The sequence below is a fragment of the Vreelandella venusta genome, from assembly GCF_044809155.1.
Classification (GTDB): Bacteria; Pseudomonadota; Gammaproteobacteria; order Pseudomonadales; family Halomonadaceae; genus Vreelandella; species Vreelandella venusta_B.
In genome coordinates, this window is sequence record NZ_CP085241.1 from 2943038 (window position 1) to 2958091 (window position 15054).

Annotated in this window: 14 protein-coding genes; 5 read left to right on the forward strand and 9 right to left on the reverse strand. The window is 55.7% G+C overall.

Features of this window, described 5'->3' with window-relative positions; translation table 11 throughout:
* Positions 1–50: 50 nt before the first annotated feature.
* The 3 genes from trmD to rpsP all read right to left on the reverse strand — a co-directional run bounded on the left by trmD (position 51) and on the right by rpsP (position 1778).
* Entirely contained in the window at positions 51–827 is a 777-nt protein-coding gene (gene trmD, locus LG301_RS13715; protein WP_404475271.1) for a tRNA (guanosine(37)-N1)-methyltransferase TrmD, read from the reverse strand.
* A gap of 110 nt (positions 828–937) precedes the next feature.
* Complete coding sequence (rimM, locus tag LG301_RS13720; RefSeq protein WP_404471712.1) at positions 938–1483, reverse strand: ribosome maturation factor RimM; 546 nt, start codon at positions 1481–1483, stop codon at positions 938–940.
* A 46-nt stretch (positions 1484–1529) separates the two neighbouring features.
* On the reverse strand, positions 1530–1778 hold the full coding sequence (gene rpsP, locus LG301_RS13725) for a 30S ribosomal protein S16 (protein WP_009098555.1): 249 nt from the start codon (positions 1776–1778) through the stop codon (positions 1530–1532).
* Between the two features lie 388 nt (positions 1779–2166).
* Here rpsP and LG301_RS13730 point away from each other — a divergent pair, with 388 nt between their 5' ends.
* On the forward strand, positions 2167–3339 hold the full coding sequence (locus LG301_RS13730) for an RNA-guided endonuclease InsQ/TnpB family protein (RefSeq protein WP_404471713.1): 1173 nt from the start codon (positions 2167–2169) through the stop codon (positions 3337–3339).
* A 97-nt stretch (positions 3340–3436) separates the two neighbouring features.
* Here LG301_RS13730 and ffh read toward each other — a convergent pair whose 3' ends face one another.
* On the reverse strand, positions 3437–4855 hold the full coding sequence (gene ffh, locus LG301_RS13735; protein WP_263067369.1) for a signal recognition particle protein: 1419 nt from the start codon (positions 4853–4855) through the stop codon (positions 3437–3439).
* A gap of 204 nt (positions 4856–5059) precedes the next feature.
* Here ffh and LG301_RS13740 point away from each other — a divergent pair, with 204 nt between their 5' ends.
* Both LG301_RS13740 and LG301_RS13745 read left to right on the forward strand, forming a co-directional pair.
* Positions 5060–5857 (forward strand): inner membrane protein YpjD, encoded by a 798-nt coding sequence (locus LG301_RS13740; RefSeq protein ID WP_404471714.1) that lies wholly within the window; start codon positions 5060–5062, stop codon positions 5855–5857.
* A gap of 101 nt (positions 5858–5958) precedes the next feature.
* Entirely contained in the window at positions 5959–7233 is a 1275-nt protein-coding gene (locus tag LG301_RS13745; RefSeq protein WP_404471715.1) for an HlyC/CorC family transporter, read from the forward strand.
* Between the two features lie 27 nt (positions 7234–7260).
* Here LG301_RS13745 and LG301_RS13750 read toward each other — a convergent pair whose 3' ends face one another.
* Positions 7261–7923, reverse strand: a complete 663-nt coding sequence (locus tag LG301_RS13750) for a 1-acyl-sn-glycerol-3-phosphate acyltransferase (RefSeq protein WP_404471716.1) — start codon at positions 7921–7923, stop codon at positions 7261–7263.
* Positions 7920–8534, reverse strand: coding sequence for a TetR/AcrR family transcriptional regulator (locus LG301_RS13755; RefSeq protein WP_404471717.1), 615 nt, complete (start codon positions 8532–8534; stop codon positions 7920–7922). Before LG301_RS13755 ends, LG301_RS13750 begins: the two co-directional genes overlap by 4 nt.
* A 185-nt stretch (positions 8535–8719) precedes the next feature.
* Between LG301_RS13755 and LG301_RS13760 the strand changes: the two genes are divergently transcribed.
* Entirely contained in the window at positions 8720–9397 is a 678-nt protein-coding gene (locus LG301_RS13760; RefSeq protein WP_404471718.1) for an SOS response-associated peptidase, read from the forward strand.
* Between the two features lie 8 nt (positions 9398–9405).
* Entirely contained in the window at positions 9406–12249 is a 2844-nt protein-coding gene (locus LG301_RS13765) for an insulinase family protein (protein ID WP_404471719.1), read from the forward strand.
* Positions 12250–12261: 12 nt separating this feature from the next.
* On the opposite strand, the gene sbcB is transcribed toward LG301_RS13765, so the two are convergent.
* The 3 genes from sbcB to minD form a co-directional block, all read right to left on the reverse strand.
* Complete coding sequence (sbcB, locus tag LG301_RS13770) at positions 12262–13755, reverse strand: exodeoxyribonuclease I (RefSeq protein ID WP_404471720.1); 1494 nt, start codon at positions 13753–13755, stop codon at positions 12262–12264.
* A gap of 93 nt (positions 13756–13848) precedes the next feature.
* Positions 13849–14100 (reverse strand): cell division topological specificity factor MinE, encoded by a 252-nt coding sequence (gene minE / locus LG301_RS13775; RefSeq protein ID WP_009098536.1) that lies wholly within the window; start codon positions 14098–14100, stop codon positions 13849–13851.
* Positions 14097–14915 carry a septum site-determining protein MinD gene (gene minD / locus LG301_RS13780; protein WP_404471722.1) on the reverse strand — a complete coding sequence of 273 codons (819 nt, stop codon included), beginning with the start codon at positions 14913–14915 and terminating at the stop codon, positions 14097–14099. Before minD ends, minE begins: the two co-directional genes overlap by 4 nt.
* Positions 14916–15054: the final 139 nt, after the last annotated feature.

Below are 15054 nucleotides of genomic sequence, written 5' to 3' on the forward strand. Positions count from 1 at the left end.
TGACGCAGGTACGCTCGCTGGCTGCTGTCGTCCTGCACCGCCGCTTTGGTCTACGTGCGGCTTTCCGACGTAGAGGGCAAAGCGTGTTCCTCGATAAACTCGTCTAGCAGCGCCTGCTGCTCGGCGTTAAGAGTGCGCCCTGCCAGTAAATCAGGACGACGCTGCCAGGTACGTCCCAGCGACTGCTTTGCACGCCAGCGCTTGATAGCTGCATGGTTACCACTCAGCAGCACCTCAGGCACTTGGCGCCCGTCGATGACATCAGGACGGGTATAGTGCGGGCAGTCTAACAAGCCGTCATTAAACGAGTCTTCGATAGCGGAGTCCTGGTGGCCCAACACACCGGGCACCAGCCTTGCCGCTGCATCAATTAGCACCATGGCAGGCAGTTCACCACCGCTCAACACATAGTCGCCAATTGACCACTCTTCATCGATGTCACTCTCCACCACACGCTCGTCGATGCCTTCATAACGGCCCGCAACGACCACTAAAGGGCCTGCTGACGCGAGCAACTTCACGCCCTGCTGATCCAGCCTGCGCCCCTGGGGCGAAAGATAAATCACGGTTGGCGTTTGGCCGGTCGCCTGCTCTGCTCGCTGGCGGGCATCGAAGATAGCAGCACGCAGGGTGTCTACCTTCATCAGCATTCCGGGGCCGCCGCCATAAGGGCGGTCGTCCACGCTGCGGTGGCGATCGGTGGCATAATCGCGTGGATTCCAAAACTCCAGGGCAATACGCTGCTTCTCTACCGCTCGACCTACCACGCCTTGCTGGGTAATCGCATCGAACATCTCGGGAAACAACGACACCACGCCGATCCACATTGCAGGCACTCGCTCTGCCTCTTTTTCACTGTTTGATGCAAAGGCTGATGAATCAGTTGCCGTAAGCTCATTCGAAGTCGGTTTATTCAACGCAGTTTTCAAACCTATTTTCAGAACTCGGGGTCCCAGTTAACAACCATACGGCCATTTTCCGGGCTGATTTCAACAATCACATCATCGGGCAAAAAAGGTAACAGACGCTCGCGCTTGTCGATCGCGTCGTTATCACCACGCACCACCATGACATCGTTGGCGCCGGTTTCAAACAGGTAGCTGACCTGCCCTAACCGTTCGCCTGACTGAGTAAAAACCGTTAGGCCTTCAAGCTCATGCCAGTAATATTCGTCGTCGGGAAGCGTAGGTAGCGCTTCTTTCGGCATTAGAATATCCGTTTGCGCCAGCGCTTCCGCCGCCGTTCGGTCATCAATGCCCTTGAGCTGAACCACTAAGCCTTTGCCTTGCCGACGCCCCTGAACAATGGTCATCTTCGTCAGAGTATTACCCTGGCGCACCCACCATTCGGGATATTGCAAAATGCTGTCCATGGGGCTGGTATAGGAGTACACCTTTAGCCAACCTTTAATCCCGTGAGGGCTGGTTAGCTTACCAAGCACCACATGTGCGTCGTCTGTATGGCTAGTTTCAAAACGCGTCATCGACGACAGCTCCAACGGCAACAGCACTTAACACGCGACAACAAGCTTAAGCCTGCTTACGCGCTTCTTTAACCAGCTCAGCAACACGACCAGACAGCTGGGCGCCTTGGCTCTGCCAGTGAGTTACACGGTCCAAATCGACGCGCAGACGCTCTTCTTGACCACGGGCAACCGGGTTGAAGAAGCCGATACGCTCGATGAAACGGCCATCACGGGCGTTGCGAGAGTCGGTAACAGTCAGGTGATAAAAGGGACGCTTCTTGGCGCCACCACGTGCCAAACGAATGGTAACCATACGATAACTATCCTTCGGTTGAGGTTACGAGAGTGTGAAATAGCGCACATCGCTATCAGAACACTCATCATGCTGATTTCAGGGTACTGCGATCACTTACATAAATAAGCCAGTGATTACTAAGTACTTTGAGCACTTCGATGCAAGGTGCCATGGCTACGATTACGCATAGCAGTGCCAACACCCACGCATGAAGAGGCCGCATTCTACGCAAATGCGCCCGGCTTGGAAAGCCTGACAGCCAGAAAACTCTTAGCCAAAGGCCGCATAAACCCTCGCTCGGTTGAGGACAGGGATACAAGCGGGCAGCGCGACAGCGCTGCTCAGTTGATCTTTGCCCGCCGCCACCTATAATGGATAAATATACAGCCTTATGCGACCCCATGCCATGCTGAAAGCCACGAAAGTACGCGTCTACCCAACCCCTGAACAGGCAGCGTTCTTGAACGCCCAGTTCGGCGCGGTGCGGTTTGCGTACAACAAGGCACTGCATATTATTAGCTCGCAGTACAAGCGGCATGGCACCAAGCTGCGCGCTAAAAAAGATCTCAAGCCGCTGCTGGCAGTGGCGAAAAAGTCACGCAAATATCACTGGCTCAATTCGTTTGACTCCATTGCCTTGCAGCAGGCGTGCATTAACTTGGATCGCGCCTTCCAGAACTTCTTTAACCCCCAGCTAAAAGCCCGCTACCCCAAGTTCAAACGCAAGCACGGTAAACAGTCCAGTTATCACTGCACCAGCATCAAAGCCGGTGATGGCTGGATCAAAGTACCCAAGCTCACGCTGATTAAAGCCCGGCTTCACCGTGACATCACCGGCACACTAAAAAGCATCACCTTAACCCGCACCACGACGGGCAAGTATTTTGCCTCGCTGCTAGTGGATGACGGCGTAGAGGCCCCCGCACAGCTGAAAACCGTTGATGCGGTGCTAGGGGTGGATATGGGCTTAACGCATCTAGCTATCGACTCCACTGGGCGTAAGGTGGCCAATCCTCGCTTTTTGAAACGGGCCCGAACGAACTTACACCGCAAACAGAAAGCCCTTTCGCGCTGTCAAAAAGGCAGCAAACGCCGTGTTAAAGCGCGCATCAAGCTGGCCAAGGCGCACGAACGCCTGGCTAATGCCCGTGCTGATTTTCAGCATAAACTGTCTCGACAGCTCATTGACGACAACCAAGCGGTGGTGGTCGAGACCTTGAAAGTGAAAAACATGCTGAAACACCGCAAGCTGGCGAAACATATTGCCGATGCCAGTTGGTACAACCTGATCCAAAAGCTGGCGTACAAGGCAGAAGCCCAAGGCAAGCATCTGGTCAAAATCGACCAGTGGTTTGCTAGCTCCAAGACCTGTGCGGGCTGCGGCCACAAGGTCGAGTCGATGCCACTCAGCGTCCGCACTTGGGATTGTCCCGGCTGCGGCACCCAAGGCATCGACCGCGATATAAACGCCGCGATCAACATTCGCCAGCAAGGTATTTTAAAGTTAAAGGCCGAAGGACTGTCGGCCTCTGCCCATCGAGGCCTGTGTAAGCCCGGTCACGCACCGGCAGCGGCCTGAGACGTGGGAAGCCTCGCCCATGGTCGTGCAGCGACGTAGGGCGGGGAGCAGTCACGCCGTCAACCTTGCCAAGCCTTCATTAACGACGCTCAGCGGCTTAGCGCCAAGGCAAACCGCCGGGGCCACCCATGCCGCCCATACCACCAGGGCCACCGGGACCGCCAGGGCCACCACCGCCCATCATGCCGGACATACCCCGCATCATTTTCTGCATACCGCCCTTCTTGCCCGCCTTCTTCATCATTTTCTGCATTTGCTTGTGCTGTTTCAGCAGACGATTTAAATCAGGCACTTGAAGGCCCGCACCCGCTGCAATACGACGCTTACGAGAGCCGTTGATGATGTCGGGCGCACGACGCTCTTTCGGCGTCATGGAATTAATGAGTGCTTCAAGCTTGCCCAGCTCTTTCTCAGGACCGGGGCCTTGGGCCATCTCCGCCATTTGCCCCATACCGGGCAACTTGCCTAGCAGGCCGCCCATGCCGCCCATTTTCTTGAGCTGCTGAAGCTGGTCGCGGAAATCCTCCAGATCAAAGCCATCGCCTTTCTTGACCTTCTTGGCAAGCTGAGCAGCTTTGTCTTTATCTACCGTGCGCTCGGCTTCTTCAATAAGCGACAGCATGTCGCCCATACCCAGAATCCGCGAGGCCACGCGATCCGGGTGGAAAGGCTCAAGGGCGTCGACCTTCTCACCGACACCCATAAACTTAATCGGCTTGCCAGTAACATGACGCACCGAGAGCGCGGCACCGCCACGGGCGTCACCATCGGCCTTGGTAAGAATCACCCCGGTCAGCGGCAGCGCTTCATTAAACGCTTTGGCCGTATTCACCGCATCCTGGCCGGTCATAGCGTCGACGACGAACAGCGTTTCATCCGGTGAAATGGCTTTATGCAACGCCTGGATTTCCGCCATCATGGCTTCATCGATGGCTAGGCGGCCCGCGGTATCTACCAAAACCACATCATGGAACTGGATTTTGGCGTGCTTAATGGCCGCTGTGGCAATATCAACCGGCTTCTCATCGGAACGCGACGGGAAAAAATCAACTTGGACTTCTTTAGCCAGCGTTTCTAGCTGGTCGATTGCCGCCGGACGGTATACGTCAGCAGAGACCACCAGTACTTTTTTCTTTTCTCGCTCGCGCAAGTAACGGGCCAGTTTAGCAACCGAGGTAGTTTTACCTGCCCCCTGCAAACCAGCCATCAGCACCACGGCCGGAGACCCTTTGAGCGTTAGGCCTTCGTTGGCCTCGCCCATGATCGCTTCCAGCTCTTGCTGAACAATTTTGACAAACTGCTGCCCAGGCGAGAGGCTCTTAGAAACCTCTTGGCCCACCGCGCGTTCACGCACGCGCTCAATAAACGCCTTTACGACCGGCAGCGCAACGTCCGCCTCAAGCAGTGCTTTACGCACTTCGCGCAGGGTGTCTTTGATATTGTCGTCGGTCAGCCGTGCCTGGCCTTTAATCGACTTCAACGTCTGGGAAAGACGCTCGCTCAGATTCTGAAACATGGGGCCTCTGCCTCCGTCGCTGTCGCCGGGCGGATTCACCGGACGAATGTGGGTTGCGATTATACGCGCTCACGCCGCGAGTCTCCATGGTGATAGCGTTGGCTATCCATGGCTGTGCGGCGCCGTCGTGATTCGTTATAGTAGGCGTTAATTTAAGATTGATTGATTTCACAGCAACGCGCTGCAAGGCGCACGGATAGCATCATGCAGGCGCTCCCTTTCGCCACGATCGCTTTTGTTGTTTATGTTGCCGCTGCCATTTGGCAGGGTATGACGCTGTTTCGCCGGGTTCCCCCTCGGCAAGGCATGGTGCGCGTATTAGGCGCACTGGGGCTTTTACTGCACATCCCGGTTGTGGTGCAGCTGGTAGGTGAAGCCCCAGGACTTTTGCCGGGGCTTACCACCAGCGCCACGTTATTAATGGCCGTTGCGGTGAACGTCGTGCTGGTTGCCAGCCTATTTAAGCCCGTGCTAAACGCTGGGATAGTGCTCTTCCCCTTAGCGGGCATCGCGCTCATTGTGGCCACTTGGCTCCCAAGCCAAGGCAGCCAAAGCGGTTTAACGCCCGGTATATTTCTACACGCTGTCAGCTCTGCGCTGGCCTTTGCAATCCTGGCAATTGCTGCGGTTCAGGCGGTGCTCGTCGGCTTGCAAAACCAAGCACTGCGCCATCACCATATTCGCGGCATCGTACAGTCATTACCACCGCTCACCACCATGGAACGGGTGCTGTTTGAACTGGTCTGGGCAGGCATTTTGCTGCTCACACTGTCGATTGCCAGCGGGCTAATTTTTCTCGACAACTTTTTTGCCCAGCACTTGGCGCATAAAACGGTTCTTTCGTTGGGGGCTTGGATTATTTTCACTACGCTGCTGGTAGGACGCTACCGGTTTGGCTGGCGCGGCATGCGTGCCGTTCGCTGGACATTGGGTGGCTGCGGCCTGCTCATACTGGCTTATTTTGGCAGCAAATTTGTATTGGAAATTTTACTGAATCGCTAAGCCTGATAGCGTAACGATGCGCCTACAATAGACACGCGCTTGACACGCAACCGCCTTGCTTCTACAAATCGAGCCTGATACGCCATAAAGGAACTTTCGACTTGAGCGACGACTTCCCCCTGGGGTTACTGTTCGGCCTGCTAGCTATATTGATACTGCTGTCTGCCTTCTTCTCCAGTTCTGAAACAGGCATGATGTCGATAAACCGCTACCGTCTAAGCCATCAGGCTAGCAGCGGTGATCGCCGCGCAAAGCGAGTGCTACGTCTGCTTTCGCGCCCTGATCGACTCATCGGCGTCATCCTGATTGGCAATAATTTTGTTAATAATTTAGCCGCCTCTATTGCCACGATTATCGCCATCCACTTTTTTGGCGATGTATCAGGCCCCGCCATCTCAACGGCACTGCTAACCATCACTATTCTGATTTTCGCTGAAGTCACGCCGAAAACCTACGCTGCCATAAAACCTGAACGTATTGCCTACCCCACCTCGGTGGCGCTTGAACCGTTGTTGAAGCTGCTCTACCCATTGGTTTGGTTAGTTAACGTTATATCTAACGGCCTGCTGCGGCTAATGGGGGTTAAAAGCGTTGAGAACGGCGGCGACAGCCTCACCCGAGACGAGCTGCGCACCGTGGTTCACGAGGCGGGCACGCTCATTCCTTACCGCCACCGCGCCATGCTGCTCTCGATTCTTGATCTTGAAAACGTCACTGTTAACGATATTTTGGTGCCACGCCACGAAGTGTTGGGCATCGATTTAGATGATTCGCTTGAGGATATCCTGACCCAAATTCGCACCAGCCAGCACACCCGCTTGCCGGTCTATAAAGGCGATATCAACAACATCATTGGCATGCTCCATTTACGCAACGCCGCGCGCTTTTTATCACGCAGCGAAGTTACCAAAGCGGCAATTGTGCAGGAGGCTCGCGAACCCTATTTCATCCCCGAATCAACGCCGCTACATACGCAGCTGCTTAATTTTCAGAAGCAGAAACGCCGCATTGGTATCGTGGTGGATGAGTACGGCGACGTAGAAGGGCTGGTAACGCTAGAGGATATTCTTGAAGAGATTGTGGGCGAGTTCACCACCGACGTCTCGGAAGATGATGAAATTCATAAGCAAGATGACGGCAGCCATGTTATTGAAGGCACAGCCAACATCCGCGATATCAATAAAATGCTTGGCTGGCAGCTGCCCACCGACGGCCCAAAAACGTTAAATGGCTTGATTTTAGAGCACTTAGAGGCGTTTCCAGAGGGGCCTGCTAGCCTGCAAATTGGCACTATTCGCATGGAAATTATGGAAATCCGCGACAACTTGATTACCTCGGCACGCTGCTGGCAAAAACAGCGCCTGCCCCGCCGCTAGCGTTCGGCTATTTTGTGTTGGCTTCCACTAGCGGTGAGCAATTTCATTATCGCCTGCCGCTTTCAGCGCCCGCACACGCGCTTCCAAAAAGCGCCGTAGCACCATATCCTCGGCCTCTTGGGCCATGACCGGAGGGCCGAAATGCAGACTGACCGGCGCACGAAAGCGTGACGGCCACTTTTTAAGCGCTTTCCCGCCGTAATGTGATGTCCAGGAACCCCATAGCCCTGCCAGGCCAGCCGGAATAACCGGCACACTGTCCCGGGCCAGTATGGTTTCCAGTCCCCGGCGAAACGTGTGAATCTCGCCATCGGGGGTAAGGCGCCCTTCCGGGAAGACCATCACAATCTCACCTTGGCGTAACGCGTTACTCACATCATCCAGCGCACGGCGCAGCGCCCCCGGACTATGCCGCTCTGACTCAATAGGGATAGCGCCGACCAGTTGGAACCACCACTTAAGCCAGCGAGAGTCGAAAATAGGCTGATCCATCACAAACCGCAGCGGCCTAGGGCTAGCACCGCCCAGTACCAGCGCGTCCATAAAGCTAACATGGTTACAAACCACCAGAGCGGCACCCTGCTTGGGCAAGTGGTGGCGTCCGTGAATGCTTAGCCGATAGCAGAGGCGCATGGCTAAATAGATGGCACTACGCAGCATATAGCGGACGCATTTAACCAGCCATGTCACGTCGCCGCCTCCCGATGGCGCAAGCCTGCCAGCACGGTGCTCATTAGCTGTTCCAGCAATTCATCGACTTTAAGCTGCTGCCCCTGCCAGTAACCTAAACGCTCATTTAAACCCAGCTGCACCAATCCGTGAACGCTGCCCCATAAGGTGCGCCCTAAACGACGCGCCTCTAAGTCATCCAGCGCGGGCTGATACTGTTTTAATGACGTTTCAACTTGCATAAAAAGTGCTTCAATCAAGTCGCTTTGACGCTGATCCAACTCGCCTTCTTGAGCCAGTGGGTAATCAAACAGCAGCTGCCAGCGATAGCAGTCCTGCTCAGCAAAGCGCCAATAGGCAAGCGCCAGCGAGCGCAGCCACGGCTCAGGATCGTCTGATGGCAGGCTAGTAATGGTATGCTGCAAACGTGCCAGCGTCTCGACGTTGACGTGCTGCAATAAGTTGTTGAAGCTGCCATACAGTTTTAGCAGCGTACTCGGGGCGCAGCCCACGTCTCGGGCCAAGGCACGCAGTGACAAGCCATGGACTGGCTGGTTAGCCAACCACTCATCACAAGCGTACATGACCTGCGCGTGAAGGGCATCGGGCGCATGCTGTCTAGGACGGGCCATGGCGATCTCTTAGGGTCAACGGCAAACAGGAAGAATGCCTCATCGCGCTTTAGCGTGAGCAAGGGGTGATATAGGATACCTTACATCGAACACTGTTTTCGACACTAAAACGCTACAATTCCCGTATTCTTATCGCTACTCGCCTCCCCACACTTTTTTTGGCAATTCCGCATAAGGAGACAGGCATGACAGGACGGCTACACGTGCAACGCCTCTCTCTTGCTCACCTTGCACCTTCGCTTGAAACGCCACAACCACTCATTGAGTCGCCTAATCTCGCGCCTCGCCAGCCCGTTTCAGCCATCCGTTTTGAGCAGGGCAAGTACCGACTACAGCCGCTCTTTTGGGGCCTGACCCCACCTTGGCTGAAAGTGCTTGACCATGCCCCCCACTGCGCTCGTGCCGAAACACTGAAAACCCGCGCCATGTTTAACGACGCGTTTAGCGCCAGACGCTGCGTAATACCGGTAAGCGGCTTTTACGTTTGGAAAACGCAGCTGCGCAGCAAGCAGCCCTATTTGGTCACTCACGTGGCCCGCACCCCCCTATTATTGGGCGCGCTTTGGTGCCGCTATCACACCACGCTCACCACGTTTACCGACTCCACGGCATTGATAAGCGTGCCGGCCAACGCCTGTTTATCGTCGCTTACCGACCGCTTGCCGGTGACGATTGCACCGGAAGCGTTAACACGCTGGTTAGACCCCACGACCGAATTAACCGATCTTGAAGCGCTATTAACACCCGCCCCCTTGGAACTGTTAGGCGCTTTTCCGGTATCAAAACATGTGAATAACCCTGCCTACCAGTCATCGGCCTGTGCTCACCCGACCGGGCCAATGCTGCGTTGGGCTGTGTCCTAGGAGCTGTAATGTTGCGACCCCATAAAATAATGCTGCCCCCCATGACCGCACGGCGAGCGCTGACCAGCCTTGCCGTTGGCGTGGCTTGGTGTCTATCACCAAGCGTTTTTGCAGAAGCTACTCCCATTGCCGAGGTGGTTACCCCCAAGGTCAGCCCGTTTGATAGCCGCGACTATCGGGTGCTTACCCTTGAAAACGGTCTGCAAGCGCTTCTAGTCAGCGACCCCGAGGCGGATAAAGCCGCCGCCTCAATGAACGTCCGTGTGGGCAGCGCCCAGGATCCTGACGACCTGCAAGGGTTGGCGCACTTCTTAGAGCACATGCTGTTTTTAGGCACCGAGCCTTACCCAGAATCGGATGCCTACCAGCAATATATTTCCGACAACGCTGGCTCACACAACGCCTTTACCGCCCAGCAGGACACCAACTACTTTTTTGACATAGAGCCCTCCGCGCTACCGGGCGCGCTGGATCGCTTCAGCGCGTTTTTTCTATCGCCGCTATTCAATGCAGACAAGTTAGAGAGCGAGCGCAATATTGTTCACTCAGAATACATGGCCAGGATTCGTGATGAGTCGCGACGTGAAAACGATGTATTGAACCAGTTGCTAAACCCGGAAAATGCCACCACTGGCTTTGCCGTCGGCAGCCGAGAAACACTCGCCAACCCGCCGGAAGGTGAGGCAACGCTGCGTGAGCGCGTCATCGACTTCTACCATCGTCATTACGACGCCAATGTGATGAATTTAGCGGTGGTCGCCCCTCAGCCCCTGGATGAACTGGAAGCGCTAGTGGTAGCGCGGTTTGCCGACATTCCGGATAACGGCCTCAGCGTGCCGACCATTGATGTACCGCTGGTGGATACCGAGACGCTGCCCCGTTACATTGAGCGTCAGTCGCTTCAGGACCGGCGCCAGCTGCGCTTCTACTTCCCAATCCCCGACCCCTCCGACGAGTATCGTGCCAAGCCCACCCAACTGATTGCCCACCTGCTTGGCGATGAGGGTGATGGCAGCTTGCTGGCCGTGCTGCGAGAAGCGGGCCTGGCGGACGCGCTCTCTGCTGGCGTTGGCCGAGGGGATGGCAATAACGCGCTATTTACAATTTCCATCAGCCTCACCCCCCGTGGAGCGGAGCGACTCGATGACATTGAAGCCACTCTGTTTACCGCTATCGAACAGATTCAAGCAGCGGGGCTGGATCAATGGCGCTATGAGGAGCAGCAAAACCTGCGCGAGCAGGCGTTTCGCTTCCAACAACATGGCGCTCCGCAGCAAGAAGCGACGCGGCTAGCCATGAGCCTTTCCCGTTATCCCGTAGAGGATGTGCAGTACGCGGCTTACCGGATGGACGGCATGGATAGCGAGCGCCAGCAGGTGTTTCTGGAGGCGCTCACCCCCGACAACATGCTGCGCTTCTACTCCGCACCCGATGTTGAAAGCGAGACAGTATCCCCCTGGTTTAATACTCAGTGGAGAGAACAGTCGCCTACGCAGACAGGCCAAGCGCTCAGCGGCTTAGCACTACCGGCGCCCAACCCCTTTATCGCCAGCGATTTAGCGCTGCTGGAAGGGCAAGATGAACAGCCCAATGTCCTGCTAGATGCCGAAACCTTTACTGCTTGGCACATGCAGGACAGCCGTTTCAACACGCCCAGCGTGGAGTGGCGGGTGAGCCTACAGCACCCCAGCGCCAGCTACTCAGCTGAAGAGGCCGTCCTTAACCGCTTACTGGCAAGCTGGCTGAATGACAGCTTAAACGAATCACTTTATCCTGCTTGGCTTGCTGGGCAAGCGTTTAGCGCTTACCCCCATGCTAGAGGCATTACGCTGTCGTTTTCCGGCTGGCGCGATGGCCAAACGCCGCTCATTGAGCAAGCGATTGAGCAGTTGAAAACGGCCCACATTTCGCCCAGCGAGTTTGAGCGGGTGCGCTATCAGCTTCAGCGGGAGTGGCGCAACGCGCCCAAAGCATCGCTCACTGGCCAGGCTAGCCGCACGCTCGGTGAAGCACTGCTCACTCCCCAGTGGTCGGCAACGGCGCTGTTAGAAGCTAGCCATCGACTGGAGCAGCGCCACTTGGAAAATTTCCGGCAGCGCTTTCTGGACAGCTTGTATATCGACGCAATGGCGGTCGGTAACCTCAACGCAGAGCAAGCGCGTGAACAGGCCCATCTGATCCGTGGCGCGCTCACCCCGCGTTTGACACGTGACGACATTCCGCCGCTGCAACCGCTGGAAGTGAGCAAAGAGCCGGTGGTACTGCACCCTCACAGCACTCGCGAGGAGTCGCTGGTGCTGCGCTATCTGCAAGGCCGCGACACCAGCATTGAAGAGCAAGCGCGCTTAAGCGTACTGGTTCAGTGGCTGGATACGCCGTTCTACCAGCGGCTGCGCACTGAAGAGCAGCTAGGTTATATAGTTAACGCGGGCTATTCACCGCTGCTGGAAGCGCCGGGCATCGGTTTGATCGTACAGTCACCGGATGTGGATAGCGGCACCATAGCCGAGCGGATGAATGCCTTTATGGACGCCGCAGAAGAACGCCTGAACGCGTTAAGCAATGACGAGCTGGCGGCCCATCGCCAAGCGGTTCACGACCGTCTGCGTCAGCGGGACACCAGTTTGCAAGGCATGGCTAACCGCTTTTGGCAGGCTACGGCGCTCGATGAGGTGCGCTTTGACCGCCGCGAACAGTTAGCAGCCCTTGCCTTGGATGTAAGCGTTGAGGAGCTTCAATCGCTATGGCCGGAACTTCTATCACGCCAGCTGGATATTCGCTTTAATCCCGGCGACGCGCCCAGCGACATCAGCGCTTATCGCGAAGCGCGCAAGCCGTTCGACGCGCACTAACCGTCCTCCAGCTCAGGCGTCGAACGCCTGGGCTGGCATCATCGCCTCAACGTACATCACCAATTCTTCGAGTATCTGGCGCTCGCGCTCTGTTAGCGACTGCTGGTTATAGCGCTCAATTTCCCGCGCAAAGGCTTTCAGCGTAAAGCCTGCAATGGCCGGGTCATTGATACGCATCCAGCGGAAAGCTTCCCACTGCTCACGCTCCTCACCCTCCAAGGTTTCTGGATAACTGCGCGCGCGAAAGCGGAACAGCATCTCTTCCAAGCGGGGGTCTTGAAACGCAAAGCGTTGGCCGACCAAATCCCACGGCTCCATCGCCCTCACCCGCTCCATCTGCTGACGGTCTGCGGCAGAAAAAAAGCTGCCCGAATAGAGCATCAAATCGGGGTCGTGCGGCGCATCCTCGTAAGGTGCACTGAACACTTCGGCCACTTTCTGCGCCAAGCCGCTTGCGTCGCGAAGGGTTTTCCAATGGCGGCGGCAAGCCTCCACATCCAGCCCTAAACGCTCAACAATAACGCCATATTCCCCTTTCTGCGGGCCTTCCACATCTTTTAGCGCCGACGCTGGGAACACTACCGGGCAGCGGTTGATATGGATAACCTTCAGTGGAATACGTGTTTCCCCCTCAGAAAGATCCTGCTGGCTAACAAATACCCGCTCACGAATCTGTTCAGCACTCATGGAAAGCAGCTCGCTGGGGTCAACGCTCAGGTCGTAAACAATCACGCCATTAGGATTAGTGGGGTGTTCGGCCAGCGGCATTACCAAGGCACTGCAGCCACGGCTAGCCGGGTAGCGACGAGAAATATGTAAAACCGGCTTGGCGCTGGGCAAATCGAGCTGCTTTGCAACAGCGCGCTTGCCTCTAAGGCCGAGTAAGTAATCAAACAGCTTGGGGTTACGCGACTTTAACAGCCGCGCCAAGGCAATCGTTGCACGCACATCGGCAACCGCATCGTGGGCTCCCTCATGGGCGATACCATTTGCCGCCGTTAGATCCTCAAGCTTAAAACTGGGGGCGCCGTCGTCACGTAACGGCCACTCAATGCCCGCTGGACGCAGCGCATAAAAAGCGCGCACGACATCAATTAAGTCCCAGCGGGAATTGCCGTTTTGCCATTCACGTGCGTAGGGGTCAAGCAGGTTACGATAAAACAGGTGGCGAGAAACCTCGTCATCAAACCGCAGGCTGTTGTAGCCCACCACACAGGTACCCGGCTCACTCATATAGTCTTGAATCTGCGCGGCAAATTCTGCCTCGGGAAGCCCTTTGCGCTGAGCTTTTTGAGGCGTAATACCAGTAATCAGGCAGGCGGCCGGATGCGGCAGGTAATCGTCGGCAGGCTTACAGTAAAGCTCTATTGGCTCACTGGTTTCATTCAGGTCAGCATCGGTGCGCAGCGCCGCAAACTGAGCGGGCCGGTCACGACGAGGGTCGGCTCCGAATGTCTCATAATCATGCCAAAGAAAGCTGACAGGGGCGGCATTGGGTGGCGCCATGAAGAAGCACTCCGCTGGGCAATGAAAAACTCAAGCCTAGCACAACCGCAGCCCCTAACGCCGCACCACCGCCCTCGCCGAGCACGCTATCGCCTAGCTTTTCGGCAGCGTTACGTTCAGCTCAAGCACCGAGCAGTTATCTTCACTATCGAGCGAGATTTGAATGGCATTATCGTCCACATGGACATAACGACGGATCACTTCCAGCAGTTCGCGCTCAAGCATCGGCATATAGTCAGGTTGACCACGCTGGCTACGCTGATGCGCCACGATGATTTGTAAACGTTCTTTGGCCACCGAGGCGGATTTCTTGCGCTCACGCTTCAAGAACTCCAGCAGTTTCATCGACGACTACCCCCAAACATGCGGCTAAGTAGACCTTTGCGCTGCATTTCATGGAAGCGTAGCGGCGTCTCTTCCCCAAGCAAGCGTGATACGGTATCTGTATACGCTTGACCCGCGTCACTTGAGGCATCGTGAGTCACCGGCACCCCTTGGTTAGAGGCGCGCAGCACAGCTTCTGATTCAGGAATTAACCCCAACAGATCAATGGCAAGAATTTCACGTATATCTTCCAGTGTCAGCATGTCACCTGAGGTTACCCGCGACGGGTTATAGCGCGTAATCAGCAGATGCTCTTTTACCGGATCGAGGCTCTGTTCGGCACGCCGAGTCTTAGAGCCTAACAGCCCCAGGATACGGTCAGAGTCACGCACCGACGACACTTCAGGATTGGTTACGACAATTGCTTCATCGGCGAAATACATCGCTAACTGAGCGCCTCGCTCAATACCGGCTGGCGAATCGCACAAAATGAAGTCGAAGTCCTCTTTCAACTGCTCCAAAATCCGTTCAACGCCCTCTTGGGTGAGCGCATCTTTATCACGAGTTTGTGACGCAGGAAGAATAAATAAGTTTTCGACGCGCTTATCACGAATCAACGCTTGGTTAAGGCCTGCTTCGCCTTGAATAACATTCACCAGGTCGTAAACCACCCGGCGCTCGCAGCCCATGATTAAATCGAGATTTCGCAGCCCCACATCAAAGTCAATCACCACCGTTTTTTTGCCGCGCAGGGCAAGCCCGGTCGAGATGGCAGCTGCACTAGTGGTTTTACCGACCCCCCCTTTACCTGAGGTCACTACAATAATTTTGGCCAAGAGTCACTTCCTTCTTGAAGTCGTATACGGCGGACGCTGTTCTCAGTCGTCCTGCACTTAACGAGCACGTCAATGTCATCAACCGGGCACACTTTAACGGATAGCGCGTGCAACGTCGCTAGGCATGAAACATCAACGC

Coding starts and splice junctions, on each gene's coding strand:
- trmD (WP_404475271.1), bottom strand. CDS start 827: ATGTGGATCGGCGTGGTGTCGTTGTTTCCCGAGATGTTCGATGCGATT.
- ffh (WP_263067369.1), bottom strand. CDS start 4,855: ATGTTTCAGAATCTGAGCGAGCGTCTTTCCCAGACGTTGAAGTCGATT.
- LG301_RS13765 (WP_404471719.1), top strand. CDS start 9,406: ATGTTGCGACCCCATAAAATAATGCTGCCCCCCATGACCGCACGGCGA.
- LG301_RS13730 (WP_404471713.1), top strand. CDS start 2,167: ATGCTGAAAGCCACGAAAGTACGCGTCTACCCAACCCCTGAACAGGCA.
- rimM (WP_404471712.1), bottom strand. CDS start 1,483: ATGACGCGTTTTGAAACTAGCCATACAGACGACGCACATGTGGTGCTT.
- LG301_RS13760 (WP_404471718.1), top strand. CDS start 8,720: ATGACAGGACGGCTACACGTGCAACGCCTCTCTCTTGCTCACCTTGCA.
- sbcB (WP_404471720.1), bottom strand. CDS start 13,755: ATGGCGCCACCCAATGCCGCCCCTGTCAGCTTTCTTTGGCATGATTAT.
- rpsP (WP_009098555.1), bottom strand. CDS start 1,778: ATGGTTACCATTCGTTTGGCACGTGGTGGCGCCAAGAAGCGTCCCTTT.
- minE (WP_009098536.1), bottom strand. CDS start 14,100: ATGAAACTGCTGGAGTTCTTGAAGCGTGAGCGCAAGAAATCCGCCTCG.
- LG301_RS13740 (WP_404471714.1), top strand. CDS start 5,060: ATGCAGGCGCTCCCTTTCGCCACGATCGCTTTTGTTGTTTATGTTGCC.
- LG301_RS13755 (WP_404471717.1), bottom strand. CDS start 8,534: ATGGCCCGTCCTAGACAGCATGCGCCCGATGCCCTTCACGCGCAGGTC.